This window comes from Tahibacter soli (assembly GCF_025717065.2).
Taxonomy (GTDB): Bacteria; Pseudomonadota; Gammaproteobacteria; order Xanthomonadales; family Rhodanobacteraceae; genus Tahibacter; species Tahibacter soli.
Genome location: NZ_JAOVZO020000020.1, coordinates 465,167 through 482,726, shown reverse-complemented (window position 1 = coordinate 482,726; position 17,560 = coordinate 465,167). Strand labels below are relative to the sequence as shown.

The following is a 17,560-nucleotide window of genomic DNA, read 5'->3' as shown; positions in this document are numbered from 1 at the left end:
GAGATTGTTCGGTATGCGCCGCGTCATCAAGACACGGCGACGGGCTGCACTACCGGACGTGGCGACTTCCGCTCGGCGCGCCATGTGGCCAGGCTCTGCCGATAGGCCGCGAGATCGTGGATCGGGCGCGTCGCCACGCCGCTCGCCATGGCCGCTTGAGCCACCGCGCCGGCAACGTTGGGGAGCAGCCGGCGGTCGAACGGTTCGGGCAATAGCGCCGGTCGGGACCGTCCAGCCTGGCTTATCGCCGTCGAAGCCGCCTGCGGCACTCCTGAGAGGCGAGCAAGCGCCGACACGGCAGCCAATTCCATTTCGCGCGTGATGCGCGTAGCGCCGACATCCAGGGCGCCTCGGAAGATATAGGGGAAGCAGAGCGCGTTGTTGACCTGGTTCGGATAGTCGGAGCGTCCTGTCGCAACGATCGCGTCGGGTCTTGCGGCGTAAACGTCGGCCGGGTGCATTTCCGGCTCCGGGTTCGCCAGCGCGAACACGATCGGCTGCGTGGCCATGCTGGCGATCATCGTCGACGTCAGCACCCCTCCCGTGGAAAGGCCCAGGAAAACATCGGCGTTCTCGATGGCTTCGGCGAGCGTCCGATGGTCGGTCGCTCTCGCATAGCGTGCCTTGAACGGATCCATTCCGTTGCACCGGCCGTCGTACACCACGCCGTCGATGTCGCAGACGGTAATCTGATCTCGGGACAGACCCAGATCTTCAAGCAAGTTCAAGCAGGCCAACGCCGCGGCACCCGCGCCGCACGTCACGAGCCGACTGTTGCGCAGGCTTTTTCCGACCTGAGTCAACGCATTCAGGAGCGCGGCAGCGACAACGATCGCCGTTCCGTGCTGATCGTCGTGGAACACCGGAATTCGAAGCCTTTCCCGCAACCGCTCCTCGACATAGAAGCACTCCGGTGCCTTGATGTCTTCGAGGTTGACTCCGCCAAAGGTGGGCTCCAGGGCGGCGATCAGATCGACGAGTCTGTCCGGATCCTTCTCGTCGACTTCCAGATCGAAGACATCAATGCCCGCGAACTCCTTGAACAGCACCGCTTTGCCTTCCATGACCGGTTTCGCGGCGAGCGGCCCGATCGCTCCCAATCCCAGCACGGCCGTTCCGTTGGTAATGACGCCCACGAGATTGGCCCGCGCGGTCAGTTCGGCGACCTCCGCGGGCGCTGCGACGATTCGCTCGCAAGCCGCGGCCACGCCGGGCGAATAGGCCAGCGCCAAGTCGTCCGGGCCCGCGAGCGCCTTCGTCGATGTCGTCGCGATCTTGCCCGGTGTCGGGAAGCGGTGGTAGGCGAGTGCCGGTAAACGATAGCTCATGGCATTTCCTTGGGCGGCTTGGGTCCGACGCTTGGGACGGGCAGTGCGCGAACAGCAGCGGCAGCGACCGTTTGTCTGCCGCGCAGAACCCTCGACAGGACGAGGCCGATACCGATCGCGATCGCGGGATCAACCAGTACTGTCGAGACGAACGTCGCGAACAGCAGAAGCCGATCCGCTGCCGGTGCGCCCATGAACTGCCGAAAACGGCGCGCGTCGCCTGTTCTGCAAACGACGATCATCAGTACGGCGACGACGCTGGCGAGCGGTACGTAGGCGATCAGCGGAGCCGCTGCCAGTGCCAGCGCTCCCGTCGCGACAACGCTTCGAGTTCCGGCCAGCGGTGCTCGCGCATCGAGATGCATGCCGGCACCGGGTTGACGAGAGGATGTCGGGCGCAATTCTTCGAGAGGCGAGGTTGCGTTCGCCCGACGCCCGGCGGCCTGTTCGTGACGCGGCTCGTGCGGGAGCCGTCGAGGCGGTCGCACCGCAACGAGCAACGCGAGCGTGACGGCGATCGACAGCACGGGCGAGAGATGCGCCCACGCAGCCGTCGGCTCGTACAGCGACGGGTGCGATGTTGACATCGCGCCGAGTCGATCGCCGACGGTTTCGGCCGGCATGGCAGGCATCCCCGCGATGAGCGAGGCACCGACGAAAACGAGCAGAACGCCGGGCCAGGCGGACCTGACGAGGTGCAAAAAAAGGAGCGTTGCCAATGACCATCCGGCCACGGCAATGCTTGCCAGCGGTATCGCGTCGGGGTGCTTCCAGAGCGCGACCCATCGGTGGAAGCGATTCGAAGCGTCGGCCTTCGGATCGAGACCGAGCAGAACCTCGATCAGGCCGAACAGGAGGATCAACGCGACTCCGAACGCCAGACCGACGACAACGGGTTCGGGAATGCGCGCTATCCACGCTTCAAAGCGGCCGGCGCCGAAAACCAGCAGCGTGATGCCGATCGCCGACACCGCCGCGATCGTTTCGCGCGGCCCCTGACTGAAAACGATCCCGTACACGACGGCGCCGAAAACGAGAACGGCACCGTTGATTCGGAAGCAGCAAGCACCGCCGCGCGTAGAAGCCGGTAGTCCGACTACGGCAGCGGCGGTCAAAGCAATCTCCGGTTCCCGACCGAACGCGAGGGCAACGAACCAGACGAGCGACAACAGCATCGTCGCGGCAACTGCCCCGGCGACGGCGTCGCTCGGGAATTCGACCCACTTGCTCGTTCGCTGAAATGCGGCAGTGAATTTCGATACGAAAGTCTGCCTGGACGACGAGCGATCGCGGGGGGATGCAGACGGCGTACGCAAGGATCCCCCAAGCGGACTGGCGAGATCCCGAGGGGAAAACTCTCGCGCACCCAAGTTATCCCTTGGCGTTGGTGCTCAAGGGGGCTTCGGAGTCTTCAACCGCACGCCTCGACCCGTACCGTGGCTGGGCATGTTCTCGCCGATCAATTCGACACCCGCAAGGTCCAGCGCGGCGATGATCTTGGTCAGTGTTTCGACCACACCGCGCACGTTTCCCGTGCTCGCTTCCATGCGCTGAATGGTCGGCAGCGACACTCCCGCCTTCTGCGCCAACGACTTTTGGTCCAGTCCCGCCAGGGCGCGCGCCGCACGAAGTTGAGCCGCGGTAATCATCTACAAGACTCCGGAAGGAACTTTAACAAAGAGAGATTGAACATCTCAAGTGATGTTTTGAACATCATTCGCGATTCGGGGCAACGGCATTCGCCGGAAGCGAACCGCGGATCATCGGACAAGTCGATACCGGAAAGCCAACGACGCAGATCGACGATCAGCAATTATTATTGATGCTTAAGACATCTAGTGAAGCATAAAAAACATCATCTATAATGCATGGAACCTTGACGCCGGGCGTGTGCGTCGTCTTCGCCGGCGCGCCTTCTACAGGGAATCGACGGCGTCGTTGGCTTGACCACCACGGAATTCTGAGTATGAGCAGCCCCCGTCGCTCGTCGGCGACCTCCGGAACGCTTCGCCGCGCACCCGATACTTCGCGCCAACGCCCGATGCTCCCTTCGTCGGGTCAGCCGGCCGTCGTCGCCAGCGCAACCGCCGTCCTGCCAAACGCAACAAGCGCTCACGTCTACGCACTGTGCTGGCCGACCATCCCGACGGCATGGCAAGCGCTTGGTCAGGCCTGGGATACGGTTCGCGCCAACCGACAGTCGCTTGCCAGGATTTCGTCCGTATCCGCGCCGGGCGGATCGTGGGTGAGCGATAGCGCCCCTCAGCTGGGCGAACCGTTTCGCGATACTCCCGCCGAGGAAAGCTCGGTTGCCGCGCTTCTGGTGCGCACGCCGGTACAAATCGCGCTATCCATCCTGCGAACGCCCCAGACGCCCGAAGCCGACTCGACGAAGCTCGAGGCGATGCAGCGACAAGGCCTGGCGGAATGCCTTGCCGTCTACGATGCGCACCTGCGCCTGCCCGGTCGCTCGCCCTGCAGCTTGCTGATCGCACGTGGGCTCGATGCCGACACGGATCGCCGATGTCTGGATGCGTTCAACCGGACGCGTATCCGGCTTCCCGAGGCTGCCTGGCTTCGGGAAATGCAACTGCGGTTCTGGCGCGACGAGACCGCCCCGCTGTCGCTGGAACTGGCGCAAGTCGTGGCACGCGCGGTCGCGGAACACCTTCGCAACGAAGCGCTGCCGAATCCGATCGTCGAGGCCGTTCTGTCGAAGCTCTCGCAGACGCCGGATTTGCTGAAGCGTTCCGTCAAAGACAAGCGCCGTTGAGCACGACCTGCACGCGGAGACCCGAAGATGCGCAGCCAAGTCTCAGAAGATCCGTTCGCCGGCGAAGCCCAATGGGGCATTGACGTCGCACGAGCGCGATTGCCTGCCGCGCTCGATATTGCGGCCTGGTACGAAACGCAGCCGATCCCTTCCCTCGGCGACCAAACGGCGGCCGCACTGGTCCGGTCGGGCAAGGACCGGATGGTCGTGACCTTTCTGGAATCGCTCGTCGACGCACATTCGAACGCCGAGCCGGGCGCTCGCTGATGCTTTCGGTCAAGCCGGTCTGTCGCATCGCGCCGGCGTTTTCGTCGGGCGATGCGCGCGTCGCGGAAACTCGCGGCCGCGTGCTCGGACAAGACTCCGTCGCGTTCGCACAGGGCTGCGCGCGGACGACGATGAGGTTGAAAAACGGCCGGTCGCCGGCGTGCACCGACGAGAGCTAGCAACGTGTTGGACGACGCCTCCGAGATGTGCCGACCCTTCGTGCACGAGACACTTCACTACAAGACGCTCCATTTCTCGCTCCACGAAGCACAGAGCCGCATGTTGAAACGCGAGCCCTGTACGCTCGTCGTCGACTACACGCGCACGATGATGGGGTTCCTGCTCTTCAACGGCCAGCCGCAACGCGTCGCCATGATCGGACTTGGCGGCGGTTCGCTCGCGAAATTCTGCTACCGGGAGTTGCCCCGGACACGGATCGACGTAGTAGAGATCAATCCCCACGTTCTCGCACTGCGCGACGAGTTTCATGTGCCGCCGGACGACGAGCGGTTTCGCGTCCATCTGGACGATGGCGCCCACTTTGTTCGCCGCGCTCATCGGCAGTTCAATGTGCTGCTTGTGGACGGGTACACCCGCGAAGGGGTTCCGGCAAAGCTTGCTTCACAAGCGTTCTACGATCAGTGCCGGCAGGCGCTGTGCGACAACGGCATCATGGTCCTGAACTTGTATTGCGACGACCTGAACGCGCACCTTGAGCGTATCCGGCGCAGCTTCGGCCGCGGGGTGTTCACTGTTTGCGAAGCCGATGGAACGAACAACGTGGTTTTCGCGCATGCCGGTGATGACCCTTTCCCGCGCCTGTCGTCGTCGATCGGCGACCCGGGCCATCTGCGCCGAGCGGCGGGAGCATTGTTGAAACCGGCATTTTCCCGCGTAGCGGCGGCAATGCATGCGCAATGCGACAGCGCGGCACGGTGCGACTGACCGGCCGGGACGCCGGCGCTACTTCGGCTGAGATTCGGCCCATGCGCTCCGCAGCGCGTTGGCGCAGCCGGCGTCCATTTCCTCGGGCGTCTTGCCGGACATGTCGTTGCGCAGGTCGGCGAGCGACTGCGCGATCATCGCTTCGAGCTGCATGCCTTGCGCCTGAGCCTGCGCGCGCGACACTTTTTCGCCGTAGGCGACGACCTTCTTGTTCGCCTTGTTCCAGCGTTCGAGCGCCTGCTCGTATTCGGGCGCGCGCAGCGGCGCGTGCTGCTTGCACGCGTCGAAGATCACCGGCAGATAGTTCGATTGGATGTACGCCGCCGCGGCGTTCATTTCTTCGCTCGGCGGTTCGGCCGCGAAAGCGGCGGCAATGAGCAGCGATGCCAGCATGGTTTTCCTCGAAGGTTGTGCCGCACAGACCGCGGCAACGACGTCGAGCTCCAGAGGTTAGCGCCGAACTCAGCCCGGCGCGACCACGAGCACGTCGTACGTCAGCGCGCGAGAGCGCCGGAACACGAACACGCTCGCCACGCCGAGCGTGAAGATCATCGGCCGGAACGGCGGCGCGTACGCGATCGCGAACGGCGCTACCGCAAGCTCAGAAAATCCTGGCTGCAGACGAAGCGCACGGCGTCGAGCCGCGGCCGTGCGCGCGGCAGCGCATCGAGGATGGCGGCGAGTTCGGTCGCGAGCGACGCGATTTCGTCCTCGCGCACGCCGGGGTTCACGGCGCGCAGCGCGGTCAGGCGCGCGATGTCGGCGCCGAGCTGCGCGCTCACCTCGCCGATCGCCGCTGCGATCTCGCGTTCGGCGAGTTCGTACGCGCCTTTCTCGCACGCCTCCAGCATCGGCGGCACGAGCTGCGCGATGAACTTGCGGTAGCGGTTGAAATCGAGCGCGCGGTCGCCGGCCTTCTGCAGCGATACGCTGTTGGGCTTGTACGCGTCGCGGCGCTGCAGTTTCGTGTCGACGACGGTGCGCAGCGGCAGCGCCGGCAGGAAGCGCTCGACGCCGAGGCTACGCTGCGCGACGCATTCGAGCACGAACACGGCTTCGAGCAGCACCGTGCGCGGCGGCAGCGCGTCGTCGACGAGGATCGCCGCATTGCCTTGCTCACCCTCGACCAGCACGTCGATCGCGCTCGCGACCATCGGATGATCGGCGCGCAACAGCGGCAGTTCTTCGCGCGCGAGCGCGGTGGCGCGGTCGAACGTGATCTGCTGCGGACCGTCCTTGAGACCCGCAAGCCCTTCGGTGCTGACGTATTCGGGATCGAGCACGTAGGTGCGCGTGCCGGTTTCGTCGTGCTCGACGCCGAATTGTTCGAACAGGCGCAGGATGAAGTCGTCGCCGTCGAGGTCGGCGTCGGCGGCGGTCAGCGCCGCGCGCAGCGTTTCGTCGCGCGCTTCGCGGGCGCTCGCCAGTTCCAGCAGCCGGTCGCGGCCGGCGTGCACGAGTCGCGACAGCTCTTCGTGCACGGCGCGCGTTTCGGCGATCAGCGAATCGATTTCCTGATCCGGTTCGGTGCCTTCGAGCGCATGCGTCGCGGCGCGCTCGGCGAGATCGGGCCCGAAACGCTTGTACAGCTCGCGGCCGTCGGCCGGGCTCACGCGCAGCGCGTCGAGCGCTTCGGCGTACCAGCGCAGCAGCACGTACTGCGCGGTGCCGCGGTACGCGACGGCGTGCAGCTGGATGTCGTGCTTCTGCCCGATGCGGTCGAGGCGGCCGATGCGCTGTTCGAGCAGATCGGGATCGAGCGGCACGTCCCACAGGATCAAATGATGCGCAAACTGGAAATTGCGGCCTTCCGAACCGATTTCCGAGCAGATGAGGATGCGCGCGCCTTCCGGGTCGGCGAAGTACGCCGCGTTGCGGTCGCGGTGCACGATCGACAGGCCTTCGTGGAACCGCGCGATTGCGATGCCGCTCTTCGTGCGCAGCGCTTCTTCGAGCGCGAGCACCTTCGCCTGGCTGCGGCAGATGAGCAGGAACTTGTCGCGCGGGAATTCGTCGATGAGGCCGATCAGCCACGACAGGCGCGGGTCGGCCGAATAGTCGTATTCGTGCAGCGTCGGCGGCTGCTGGATGTCCGACAGAAACTCGGTCAGCAGGCGCTGGCGCTCGTCTTCGCTCAGCGCGTCGCCGTCGCGCACGTCGACGTTCGGGATGCGCTGCGGAAAACCGCCGACGACGGCGCGGCGGTTGCGGAACATCACGCGGCCGGTGCCGTGGCGGTCGATCAGCGCGTCGAGCAGCTGCGAGGCGACCGTCGCGTCGTTCTCGCCGAGGCGCGCGAGCAGCGCCTGGCTCGCATCGTCGCCCGTCAGGCGCGCGCGCAGTTCGGCGACGTCGCCGGCATCGAGCGCGACGCCGTCGGTCAGCTTCGCGGCGATGCGCGACAGCGCGAGATAGCCGTCGGCTTCCTCGGTGTAGCGTTCGAGATCGTGATAGCGCGCGGGATCGAGCAGGCGCAGCCGCGCGAAGTGGCCGGTGCGGCCGAGCTGCTCGGGCGTCGCGGTGAGAAGGATCACGCCCGGCGTCGCCGCGGCGAGGCGTTCGACCAGCGCGTACTGCGGGCTCGCCGCTTCCGGCGTCCACGCGAGGTGATGCGCCTCGTCGACGACGAGAAGATCCCAGCCGGCGTCGATCGCCTGCTGCGCGCGCCTGGCGTTGCCCGACAGAAAGCCGATGTCGGTGATGACGAACTGCTCGTCCTCGAACGGATTGCGGCCGTCGCCGGCGAGTTCGATCGCCTCGCAGCGTTCTTCGTCGAAAATGGAAAATTGCAGATTGAAACGGCGCAGCAGTTCGACGAACCACTGGTAGACGAGCGGCTCGGGCAGCAGCACGAGCACGCGCTCGACGCGGCCGGCGGCGATCAGGCGCGACAGCACCATGCCCGCTTCGATCGTCTTGCCGAGGCCGACCTCGTCGGCGAGCAGCACGCGCGGCGGGCGGCGCGACGCGGCGATCTGCGCGACGCGCAGCTGGTGCGGCACGAGATCGATGCGCGCGGCGGCGAGGCCGTAGTCCGGCGCGCGGCGCGCGTTCGCGCGGCGGTTCAGCGCCTCGACGCGGAAATCGAAGCGGTCGGCGCGGTCGACGCGGCCCGACAGCAGGCGCTCGTCGGCCTGCGACAGGCTTTGCACGTCGTCGAGTTCGCCTTCGACGAGCGCGTCGGCGCCGTGGTAGTAGTGCAGGAGGCCCTGATGCGTCTCGACGCGCTCGATCGTGAACGCGAGGCCCTTGCCGCTGACTTTCTGACCGACGCGAAACTCGGCGCGAACGAGCGGCGCGGCGTGCGCGGCGTAGTGGCGTAGTACGCCGGACTTCGCGAACAGCACCTGGATGCTGCGCCCTTCGATGCGCAGGATCGTGCCCAGACCGAGTTCCGGTTCGGCGTTGGAGACCCAGCGTTGTCCGGGAACGAAAACCATCAGCGCATCCTGTCGATCGGGGGCGCGATTATCCGCCCCTTGAGGCGCGCGGGGAACCTTTGCTTCGTTCGGCGATTTTGCTAGCACACTTGGAGGCGCGCGATCCAGGGATGGATCGCTCGAGAATCGATCGCGCAAGCGATTGATTCTCGGAGAAGGTGCGCAAGCTTTGCTTGCGCCGTTCGATTGAGCAACAGGCAGGACGCCTGTTGCTCAACAAGTGTGATAGGAGCGGATGCGTTTTTGCGCAGCCTTCGGCATGCGGGGCTTGCCGCAGCCAACGGAGCCAGGGCCATGTCGGTGAAACCGGATACGGACGCGCACTACTACATCGTTCCGCGCCACAGCAAGCTGGTGCTCGAAGTGAAGGATGCGTCGACGGCGCTCGACGCGCCGATCCGCCAGAACGCCGCGCAGGCGAACAAGCCGCATCAGCGCTTCAAGTTCAATCCGACCCGCGACGGCATGTATGCGATCCGCTGCGAAGCGTCGCAGCACGTGTTCGATGTCTACGGCATTTCCAAGGACGACGGCGCGAAGGTGATCCAGGTGTCGTGGCACAGCGGGCCGAACCAGCAGTTTCGTCTGCTCGACGCGGGCGAGGGCTGCGTGTTCATCGAGGCGACGCACAGCGGCAAGTTCGTTGCCGTGAAGAACGGCTCGAGCGACGGCGGCGCCGAACTCGTGCAGCGCGACAAGCCCGGCAAGGCCGACGCGCACGAATACCAGTTCCGCCTCGTGCTCGCGACGCGCGACGTCAAGCCCGCGGCGCTGCCGACGTTCAAGAAGCCCACCGACATGCTGCGCGACATCGGCCTCGGCGCGATCGGCCTGATTCCGAAGGCCGGCGGCGCGTTCAAATTCATCGCCGGCGCGTTCTGGCCCGACCAGTCGCAGCAGATGTTCTGGGACCAGATGACGTATTACGTCGAGCGCTACGTCGACGAAAAGTTGACCGCCAAGCGCCTGGAGGACCTCGGCGTCGCGCTCGACGGGGCACGCAAGAATCTCTCCGACATGTCCGACATGGTGCCGAGCGCCGAGAAGCTCGGGTTCTTCAACTCGGCCTATGCGGCGATCAACCAGGTCGACCGCGCGTTCTTCAAGGCCGACAAGGCCGAAAAGACGCTCGCCTACCTCATCGCGATGGGCACGCTCAAGATCGGCATGCTGCACGAGATGACGACGGCGTTCGCGACGATCTCCGACGAGGCCGACAGGAACGCAGCGTCGCACCGGCGCTGGCTGAGCGAGGCGGTCGCCGAATACGCCGCGGCGGCGCGCGCCTATCGCCAGGGCATCTTCGACCGGCGCATGGCGAAAGTGGACCAGCGCGCGCGCGTCGACCACAGCCATCACACGAGCTCGTACTGGATACGCGTGGTCGACGCGCACAGCGGCGCCGACTATCGCCGCCGGCTCGACATCGACACCGACCAGCGCACGGTCGACCGCGTGGCGAACGATCTCGTCGCGACCGCGAAGCGCACGGCGCAGGCGCTGTTCGACGCCGAACTCGACGCGCTGTTCGCGCCGACGCTGCTGTGGAATTCGTACGGGGCCGAGCGGCCGCCGGCGCCGCGCGAAAATATCTTCGTCGAGGCCGGCGCGTTCGGGTCCGATCTCGAAGCGAGCCGGACGCTCGCCGACCGCAACGCCGCGATTCAGGGCGTGCGCGTCTACGGCGGCGGCGCGCTGACCGGCATCGCGATCAAGTCGAACGGCGTGTGGCAGTCGGTCGGCAGCACGGCCGGCACGCCGAGCGAAATCGAACTCAAGGACAAGGAGCGCATCGTGTCGGTATACGGCACGGCCGACCATCGCCTGATGTCGATCCGCTTCGAGACGAATTTCGGCCGCCGCGCCGGCGCCGGCGACGACATCAGCGCACCGAACTGGAGCGCCGACGTGCCGGCCGATCTCGAGCCGACGCTGGTCGGCGTGAAGGCGTCGGCGCGGCCCGGCGGCGTCGAAGGCGTGACGCTGACGTGGCGCTACGAGCGCCTGGGCGGCTATCCGGCGCTGCCGGCGGCGAAGCGGCGCGGGGCCGTGAAGAAGGCGGCTGCGAAGAAGGCCGCCGCGAAGAAATCTACAACGAAAAAAGTGGCCGCGAAGAAGGTCGCGAAAAAGCCGGCCGCGAAGAAAGCGGTCGCAAAGAAAGTGGCCGCAAAGAAAGTGGCCGCAAAGAAAACCGTCGCGAAGAAGACGCCCGCGAAGCGGGCCGCGGCGCGCCGGAGCCGCTAGGCGCGGGCGGCTCGTCGGTTGCCCGCCGGAGCGGCGCGCGGCACGGGCCGTGGCGATTGCGCCGGGACGCAAAGCGCGACGTTCCGCACGAAGGACGCCTTCCCCAAGGCATCCGTCCTCCGGGATCACCCGCGTGTCACGGCGCGTGTGCGAGCCCGCGCGCCGTCCGACGGGAACCGACCTTCCCGGCCGCCGCGCCGTTTCCGCGGCACGCGGCCCGCCGCGCGGACCCGACCGCACGACGCGGCGCCCGTCGCGCATGCGCTGCGCGGGCGGGCGCATCACGGCCTCCGTGCCATGAGCGTTACGAAAGTGGTGCGCAATGTACAAAGTGCGGTCGCCCGCGATGTGCCGGCAGGCCCCCGGCCGCCGGCGCGAGAGCCGACCGTAAGTGCGGGGTCCATGGTTGTCAACGACGGCCGCGCCGCGCTGTGACCGCGGTCGCGTCTTAAGCGGGCTTTAATGCCCGCGGGTATAATCGCCGGTCGTTTTTGGCGTCGGCGCAAGGCAATGGACCAGGCTCTGTTCGATTTCGATCACATCGTGATCACGCCGTGGAAGCTGATCGGCTACCTCGGCACGCTGCTGTTCACCGCGCGCTGGTTCGTGCAGGCGTGGGCGACGAAGAGAAAGCGGCGCACGCATCTGCCGATGGCGTTCTGGTGGCTCTCGATCGTCGGCAGCCTCCTGACGCTGTCGTATTTCATCTGGGGCAAGAACGATTCGGTCGGCATCCTGCAGAACGCGTTTCCGGCGTTCGTCGCGGTCTACAACATCATCGTGGAAATGCGGCACCGCAAGGAACGCGCCGCCGAGGAAGCCGCCGCGCGGCAGACGCCGGCGGCGTAGCGCGCCTCGCAAAACGCGCTCCCCGGGGCGATCCCCGGGGGAGCGGCGGTTCAGTTGCAGACGTTCTGGAAGATGCACGCCGCCCATTCCGGGTGATCGACGAACGGATTGCGGTTGCCCTGGTAGCTCTCGACGATGTCGTTGCGCAGGCGTTCGCGCGCGTCGACCGGATCGTCGCGATGCCAGGCGAGGATCGTCGACAACAGGCCCATGTACGCGACCGACGCGTTGCCGCTCGTCTGCGCGATCAGCGACAGGCTGTCGGTGAGGCGCAGGTCGGGCTCGGGCGTGCCGGTGCCGGGATGCGTGCCGCCGTCGTAGCGCACGTCCATGTACAGCATCGCGCGCGCGACGTTGCCCTTCATGCCGTCCCACACCTGCCAGTAACCGTTGCAGCGGTAGTTGCCGTGGCCGCTGCCGCCCTGGCCGAAATACGCGAGCGTCGCGTACAGCGTGGAGCCCGACGTGCAGGTGCCGAACGGCAGGTTGCCGCGCGCCTCGTTGTAGGCGATGTCCGACGCCATCAGCATATGCGTGTCCGTGTGCGGATAGTTCGCGTCGCCGTCGTCCGGAAAGCCGAGCGACTTCGGCCACGTGTGCTCGCGGTTGTAGAAGTCGTTGCCGGCCGCGGCTTTCGCGTAGCTCGCGTTTTTGTAAATGTCGAGAATATTGCCCGGTACGAGCGGATCTTCGTCCGCGTCGTCGAGCACGTTCCACACGTCGGTCGCGCTCGCGGTGTACGGAATCTTCACGCTGTGCGCGATGATCGCGTGCAGCGTGCTGCGCAGCCGCGCCGCGCTCGTCGTGTCGACGCCGTCGTAGTACGGATCGTCGCCGCCGCCGCCGGACATCGACACCGTCGCCGTCAGCGTGACGTTCGCCGCGGTCGCGTACATGCGCACCAGCACATGCCACGTGCCGGCGGCCGGTGTCGCGACGGTGCAGTTCTCGGCGTTGCCGGAACGGTTCGAGCGGCAGTCGTAGCTCGACGTCGTCGGCGCCGCGCCGAACCGGACGTAGAGATCGGCGTCGCCGCTGCCGCCGCTCGTGACGACGGCGAGGCTGCTCGCGCTCGCGGGCACCGCGATCGTGTAGCGCTTTTCGGTGCCGGTCGCGCCGCCGATGCCGGCCACCGGCACGCCGCTCTGCAGCGCCGTCGAACCGCCGCCGCCGCCGCCGGTGAACGTCTGGCCGCTGTTGCACGCGCCGAACGAGGCCGCCGACGCGGTCGCCCAGGCGAAATCGGCATAGCGCGTGCCGGTGCCGCGCAGCTGCAACGACTGCGACGCCGTGACGTCCGTGCCTTCGCTGCGGCCGATGTCGCTCGCGACGCGGCCGGCGGCCGGGCCGTCACTCGCCGTGAACGCGCCCTCGTAGCTCAGGAACTGCACGACGGCGCCGGCGGCGTCGACGAGCGCGAGGCCGTCGGGCGAGCCGTTCTGCAGGCCGGCCGCGTTGAACGCGAGCGTGCCGTGGCCGCCGCACTGGCTCGGCACGGTGCCGGCGAGATTGATCGTCGCGTACACCTTGCCATCGCCGCCGTTGTACAGCGCGAGCTTCCAGCCGGCGAGCGAAGTGCCGGCCGGCGCGGCGATTTCGACGCGTTCGTTCGCGTCGGTGCCGTCGTTGTCGTAGTGGATTTCGTTGACGAACACGTCGGCGAACGCCGGCGCGGCGAACAGTGAAAACAGTGCGGCAAGCCGCACAAATGCACGATGCGACATCTCTCCCTCTCCCGTGTGAACGGCCCCCCGGCCGCTGGACCGCGCAGTGTCGTGCGCGAATGTGTGCGGATGATGACGATTGCCGCGGCGTATTCCGTGACGCGGATCAATGTCGGCGACCGCGGCGCGCGTGATCAACTTTTTCGCTCTTTTCCGGTATGTACTAGTTGTGAGCGGACTTAAATTTGAAAAAGTTGTTGAAATTCAATTTTGGAAGAAGTCGTCGTGGCGCGCGGGTCGGCGGTTGCCGCTTGCGCGGCGCTTCGGGTAATCGCGTTTCTACCGATGGAGAACCGGAAATGGCAATTGGCATCAAGCGAGGCATCGCCGCGGCACTGGTCGCGCTCTGTGCGACCGGCACGGCGCACGCGATCAACCTCGATCTCGTGCAATTGTTCGAATCGCACAATCCCGTGTCGCGCGACACGTTCCTGACGACCGACATCGGCCAGGACACCGCCGCCGTCGACATCCACGGCGGAGTTCGGCGCGGCGTCGCGGCGTGGCTGCCGTGCGCGCCGCCGACGACGCTCGGGCCCAACGGCGAGTCGCCGCTGCCCGGAACGTCGAATCCCAACATGGGATTCGATGCGGGCACGCCGATGAACTTCACGTGCGCGAAGCCGCCTCTCTCGCACCCGTTCTATCGTCTGTACAAGGGGGCGCCCGATACGGATCATTTCTATACGCGCAGCGTCGCCGAAGCGAACAGCGCCATTGCGAACGGCTACGTGTTCGAGCGCGTCGAAGGCTATATCTTCCAGACGCCGCCGATCGGCTCGACGGCGCTGTATCAGCTCGCGAAGTGCTGGCCGGTCGCCGGCGGCTGCGACTTCGAGCATCGCTACACGATCAGCTCGTACGCGCGCGACCAGCTGATCGCCGACGGCTGGGGCTATGCGGGCATCGCCGGCTACGTCTACGACAGCTACGCGAACGACACGGTGCCGGCGAAATTCAACGGCACCTACAACGGCATCACCGTCAACAGCGTTTCGCCGACCGCGGTCGCGATACAGAACGTCACGCCGACGAAGTCGCCGCTGGTGGTGAAGGGCACCGAGCGCAATCCGCTGCACGGCTACCGGCAGTCGAACTCGACGCCGCGGCCGGCCGGCGCCGCGAAGATGCGCGCGAAGTTCTCGTTCTATACCGGCGACCTGTTCGGCGCGTCGTCGAACATCAACCATATCCCGATCGTGCTCTACGGCCATGCGCAGGCGGCGACGGACGGCATTTCGGCGGCGCCGGTCGACGGTATCGGCATCTTCTTCGCCAAGGCGAGTTCGACGTGGAGCACGTCCTGCCCCGGAACGCCGGTCGCCGGCGGCCAGATCTGGGTCGAGCTGTACGGCGCGCGCGCGCGGGTCGAATGCGAAACGAATCTCGACACGCCGCTCGCCGCGAGCACCTGGTACGACCTCGTGCTGACGGTCGACGACAACGCGGTGCTCGATCTGGAAGTGCGTTTCAGCAGCGCCGGCGGCACCGGCCCGCGACTGCCGTTCAAGACCGGCCATGTGCATCCGCCGGTGAGCTACGCCTCGCGCTATCCGTGCCCGCTGTATCCGACGGCGGTGACGCTGACGGCCGCGAACGCGCACTGCGCCAATCCGTTCGCGCAGGATCGCATGCCGAACCAGCGCACGGGCTATCTCGTGATTCCCGTGTTCGAAGCGTCGGCGACGCCGGCGACCGGCGGCACCATCACGAACTTCACGATCCAGTGGCTCGATGCGAGCGACAACGTGCTGACCTCGCTGTAATCCGACCCGTTCCTTCCCGGCCTTCGGGCCGGGAAGGAACGCCGGCGCCGAGCCGCCGGGCGACGCAAGGTCGCGGCATTCGCAGCGATGCAAGGATCAGCCCGGCATCGGCACGCCGAGGCGCGGCGAGCCGCGATTGTTCTGATGTATCCTTTAACGATTAGTTGAAAATTAGTTACGGGTTTCTTCAGCTTTTCGCCGCTATGGTGCGCGGGCCGGTCGGTCCGACGGTCGTTCCATGTCGACGGAGGTACGCATGAAACCTCGCAGCATCGCCGCAGTCGCCGCACTGCTGTTCGGCTCGCCGGGCGCGCACGCGTACGATCTCGTGCAGCTCATCGAAACGCACTATGCCGGCGAGACCGCGCCCGGCGTGCCCGAGAGCGACACGTTCCTGACGACCGACCTCAAGCAGAGCGACGACTCGGCGAACATCGACGGCGCCGTGCGCCGCGGCGTCGTCGGCTGGCTGCCGTGCTCGCCGCCGGACTTGCCCGGCCCGGGCGGCCAGCCGCCGCTGCCGGGCACGTCGAATCCCGACATGGGCTTTCCGATGCCGATGGCGTTCGCCTGCGCGCAGCCGCCGTCGTCGCTGCCGTTCTATCGTCTGTACAAGGGCGCGCCGGAAACCGAACACTTCTATACCGCGAGCGCCGTCGAGGCGAACGCCGCGATCGCGAGCGGCTACGTGTTCGAACGCGTCGAAGGCTACATCTTCAAACAGCCGCCGCCCGGCGCGACGGCGCTGTACCGGCTGTCGGACTGCCGCTCGACCGGACGCGACTGCAACCGCGAGCACCGCTACACGATCAGCATCGCCGCGAAGGACGCGCTCGTCGACGCCGGCTGGACGTTCGACGGCATCGCCGGCTACGTGTTCGACGGCTACGTCAACGACACCGTGCAGGCGCGATTCGACGGCCGCTACAACGGCATCGCGGTCACCGATGCGGCGCCGACGACGATTCCGATACAAAACGTGCGACCGCCGAAATCGCGCGAGGCGCTCAAGGGCACCGAACGCGATCCGCTGTACGGCTACCTGCAGTCGAACTCGACGCCGCGGCCGGCGAACGCGGCGAAAATGCGCGCGAAGTTCTCTTTCTATACCGGCGACCTGTTCGACGACGACTCGAACGTCAGCCATATCCCGATCGTGCTGTACGGCCACGCGCAGGGCGCCTCGGACGGCATCTCGGCCGGACCGGTCGACGGCATCGGCATTTTCTTCGCGAAGGCGAACGTCGGCTTCGCCGCGCGCGCGAACTGTCCGCCCGACACCAGCGAGGGCGGGCAGATCTGGGTCGAGCTGTACGGGCGCGACGCGCGCATCGAGTGCGAGACGCAGCTGCGCAATCCGCTGCTGCCGTATACGTGGTACGACGTCGTGCTGACGGTCGACGATGCAGCGGTGCTCGATCTCGAAGTGCGCTTCACGCTGTTCGGCGGCTTCGGTCCGCCGCTGCCGTTCAAGCCCGGCCTTGCGCATCCGCCGGTGAGCTACGCGTCGCGCTATCCGTGTCCGCTCGATCCGCAGAGCGCGGCCCTGACGCCCGAGAACGCCTACTGCGCCAACCCGTTCGCGCAGGATCGCGTGCCCAACCATCGCACGGGCTATCTCGTGATTCCGGTGTTCCTCGCGTCGGCGGCGCCGGCGAGCGGCGGCGCGATTCGCGGCTTCACGATCCAGTGGCTCGACGCGAACGGCAACGTGCTGACGTCGCTGTGATGCCGCGTCTCAGGCGAGATCGAGCAGCGCCTCGTCGATCAGGCTGAGCCGCTTCGCCACGTCCGGCGCCTGGTCGAGCAGCGCGAAGCCGCGGAATTCGTAGCCTGGCGCGACGGTGCAGCCGACGAGCGTATACGCGCCGAGCGGCCTCGCGCACTGCCACATGCCGGCCGGGACGACGCAGACCGGCGCGGACTCGCGCGACGCCGGACCTAGCACGTGCCGCGTCAGCACACCCTCGACCGGATCGAAGCGCAGGTGTTCGAGCGGCTGGCCTTCGTAGAAGTGCCACACCTCGTCGGTGTCGAGACGGTGCCAGCGGCTCAGGTCGCCCGCCGCGAGCAGGAAGTAAATCGACGTCGCGACCGCGCGCTGCGCCGCGTCGCCGTAGGCCACGCGCGTGGCCGATTCGTAGATGCGGCGATAGTGGCCGCCTTCGATGTGCGGTTCGAGGTGCAGCGCGCGGATCAGTTCTTCGGCTCGGGTATGCATCGT

Annotated in this window: 13 protein-coding genes and 1 pseudogene; 7 read left to right on the top strand and 7 right to left on the bottom strand. The window is 66.6% G+C overall.

Annotated elements, in window-relative coordinates:
• Positions 1-86 precede the first annotated feature (86 nt).
• The 3 genes and pseudogenes from OD750_RS23120 to OD750_RS23110 all read right to left on the bottom strand — a co-directional run.
• Positions 87-1,328: pseudogene (locus OD750_RS23120) on the bottom strand (malic enzyme-like NAD(P)-binding protein); the annotation flags it as partial.
• Positions 1,325-2,644, bottom strand: a complete 1,320-nt coding sequence (locus OD750_RS23115) for a SulP family inorganic anion transporter (protein WP_336407577.1) — start codon at positions 2,642-2,644, stop codon at positions 1,325-1,327. The gene OD750_RS23115 and the pseudogene OD750_RS23120, both read right to left, overlap by 4 nt.
• A 75-nt stretch (positions 2,645-2,719) precedes the next feature.
• Entirely contained in the window at positions 2,720-2,977 is a 258-nt protein-coding gene (locus OD750_RS23110; RefSeq protein ID WP_263540616.1) for a helix-turn-helix domain-containing protein, read from the bottom strand.
• 596 nt (positions 2,978-3,573) lie between these two features.
• On the opposite strand from OD750_RS23110, the gene OD750_RS23105 reads away from it, so the two are divergent.
• From OD750_RS23105 to OD750_RS23095, 3 genes are all read left to right on the top strand, one after another.
• Positions 3,574-4,101, top strand: a complete 528-nt coding sequence (locus OD750_RS23105; protein ID WP_263540615.1) for a hypothetical protein — start codon at positions 3,574-3,576, stop codon at positions 4,099-4,101.
• A gap of 27 nt (positions 4,102-4,128) precedes the next feature.
• A complete protein-coding gene (locus OD750_RS23100; protein WP_263540614.1) occupies positions 4,129-4,368 on the top strand; it encodes a hypothetical protein in 240 nt (79 codons plus the stop codon).
• A gap of 183 nt (positions 4,369-4,551) precedes the next feature.
• Complete coding sequence (locus tag OD750_RS23095; protein ID WP_263540613.1) at positions 4,552-5,313, top strand: fused MFS/spermidine synthase; 762 nt, start codon at positions 4,552-4,554, stop codon at positions 5,311-5,313.
• Between the two features lie 18 nt (positions 5,314-5,331).
• On the opposite strand, the gene OD750_RS23090 is transcribed toward OD750_RS23095, so the two are convergent.
• Both OD750_RS23090 and rapA read right to left on the bottom strand, forming a co-directional pair.
• Positions 5,332-5,706, bottom strand: coding sequence for a hypothetical protein (locus OD750_RS23090; RefSeq protein WP_263540612.1), 375 nt, complete (start codon positions 5,704-5,706; stop codon positions 5,332-5,334).
• Positions 5,707-5,903: 197 nt separating this feature from the next.
• A complete protein-coding gene (rapA, locus tag OD750_RS23085; protein WP_263540611.1) occupies positions 5,904-8,753 on the bottom strand; it encodes an RNA polymerase-associated protein RapA in 2,850 nt (949 codons plus the stop codon).
• A 294-nt stretch (positions 8,754-9,047) separates the two neighbouring features.
• Between rapA and OD750_RS23080 the strand changes: the two genes are divergently transcribed.
• Positions 9,048-10,997, top strand: coding sequence for an RICIN domain-containing protein (locus OD750_RS23080; RefSeq protein WP_263540610.1), 1,950 nt, complete (start codon positions 9,048-9,050; stop codon positions 10,995-10,997).
• Between the two features lie 510 nt (positions 10,998-11,507).
• Positions 11,508-11,846 carry a lipid-A-disaccharide synthase N-terminal domain-containing protein gene (locus tag OD750_RS23075; RefSeq protein ID WP_263540609.1) on the top strand — a complete coding sequence of 113 codons (339 nt, stop codon included), beginning with the start codon at positions 11,508-11,510 and terminating at the stop codon, positions 11,844-11,846.
• A gap of 50 nt (positions 11,847-11,896) precedes the next feature.
• Here the strand turns inward: OD750_RS23075 and OD750_RS23070 are convergent, their stop codons facing one another.
• Complete coding sequence (locus tag OD750_RS23070; RefSeq protein ID WP_263540608.1) at positions 11,897-13,570, bottom strand: endonuclease; 1,674 nt, start codon at positions 13,568-13,570, stop codon at positions 11,897-11,899.
• A gap of 299 nt (positions 13,571-13,869) precedes the next feature.
• Here OD750_RS23070 and OD750_RS23065 point away from each other — a divergent pair, with 299 nt between their 5' ends.
• On the top strand, positions 13,870-15,336 hold the full coding sequence (locus OD750_RS23065) for a hypothetical protein (RefSeq protein WP_263540607.1): 1,467 nt from the start codon (positions 13,870-13,872) through the stop codon (positions 15,334-15,336).
• 256 nt (positions 15,337-15,592) lie between these two features.
• Positions 15,593-17,065, top strand: a complete 1,473-nt coding sequence (locus OD750_RS23060) for a hypothetical protein (RefSeq protein ID WP_263540606.1) — start codon at positions 15,593-15,595, stop codon at positions 17,063-17,065.
• 9 nt (positions 17,066-17,074) lie between these two features.
• Here OD750_RS23060 and OD750_RS23055 read toward each other — a convergent pair whose 3' ends face one another.
• Positions 17,075-17,557 (bottom strand): cupin domain-containing protein, encoded by a 483-nt coding sequence (locus tag OD750_RS23055; protein WP_263540605.1) that lies wholly within the window; start codon positions 17,555-17,557, stop codon positions 17,075-17,077.
• Positions 17,558-17,560 lie beyond the last annotated feature (3 nt).

Coding starts and splice junctions, on each gene's coding strand:
- OD750_RS23060 (WP_263540606.1), top strand. CDS start 15,593: ATGAAACCTCGCAGCATCGCCGCAGTCGCCGCACTGCTGTTCGGCTCG.
- OD750_RS23110 (WP_263540616.1), bottom strand. CDS start 2,977: ATGATTACCGCGGCTCAACTTCGTGCGGCGCGCGCCCTGGCGGGACTG.
- OD750_RS23100 (WP_263540614.1), top strand. CDS start 4,129: ATGCGCAGCCAAGTCTCAGAAGATCCGTTCGCCGGCGAAGCCCAATGG.
- OD750_RS23055 (WP_263540605.1), bottom strand. CDS start 17,557: ATGCATACCCGAGCCGAAGAACTGATCCGCGCGCTGCACCTCGAACCG.
- OD750_RS23080 (WP_263540610.1), top strand. CDS start 9,048: ATGTCGGTGAAACCGGATACGGACGCGCACTACTACATCGTTCCGCGC.
- OD750_RS23070 (WP_263540608.1), bottom strand. CDS start 13,570: ATGTCGCATCGTGCATTTGTGCGGCTTGCCGCACTGTTTTCACTGTTC.
- rapA (WP_263540611.1), bottom strand. CDS start 8,753: ATGGTTTTCGTTCCCGGACAACGCTGGGTCTCCAACGCCGAACCGGAA.
- OD750_RS23075 (WP_263540609.1), top strand. CDS start 11,508: ATGGACCAGGCTCTGTTCGATTTCGATCACATCGTGATCACGCCGTGG.
- OD750_RS23065 (WP_263540607.1), top strand. CDS start 13,870: ATGGCAATTGGCATCAAGCGAGGCATCGCCGCGGCACTGGTCGCGCTC.
- OD750_RS23090 (WP_263540612.1), bottom strand. CDS start 5,706: ATGCTGGCATCGCTGCTCATTGCCGCCGCTTTCGCGGCCGAACCGCCG.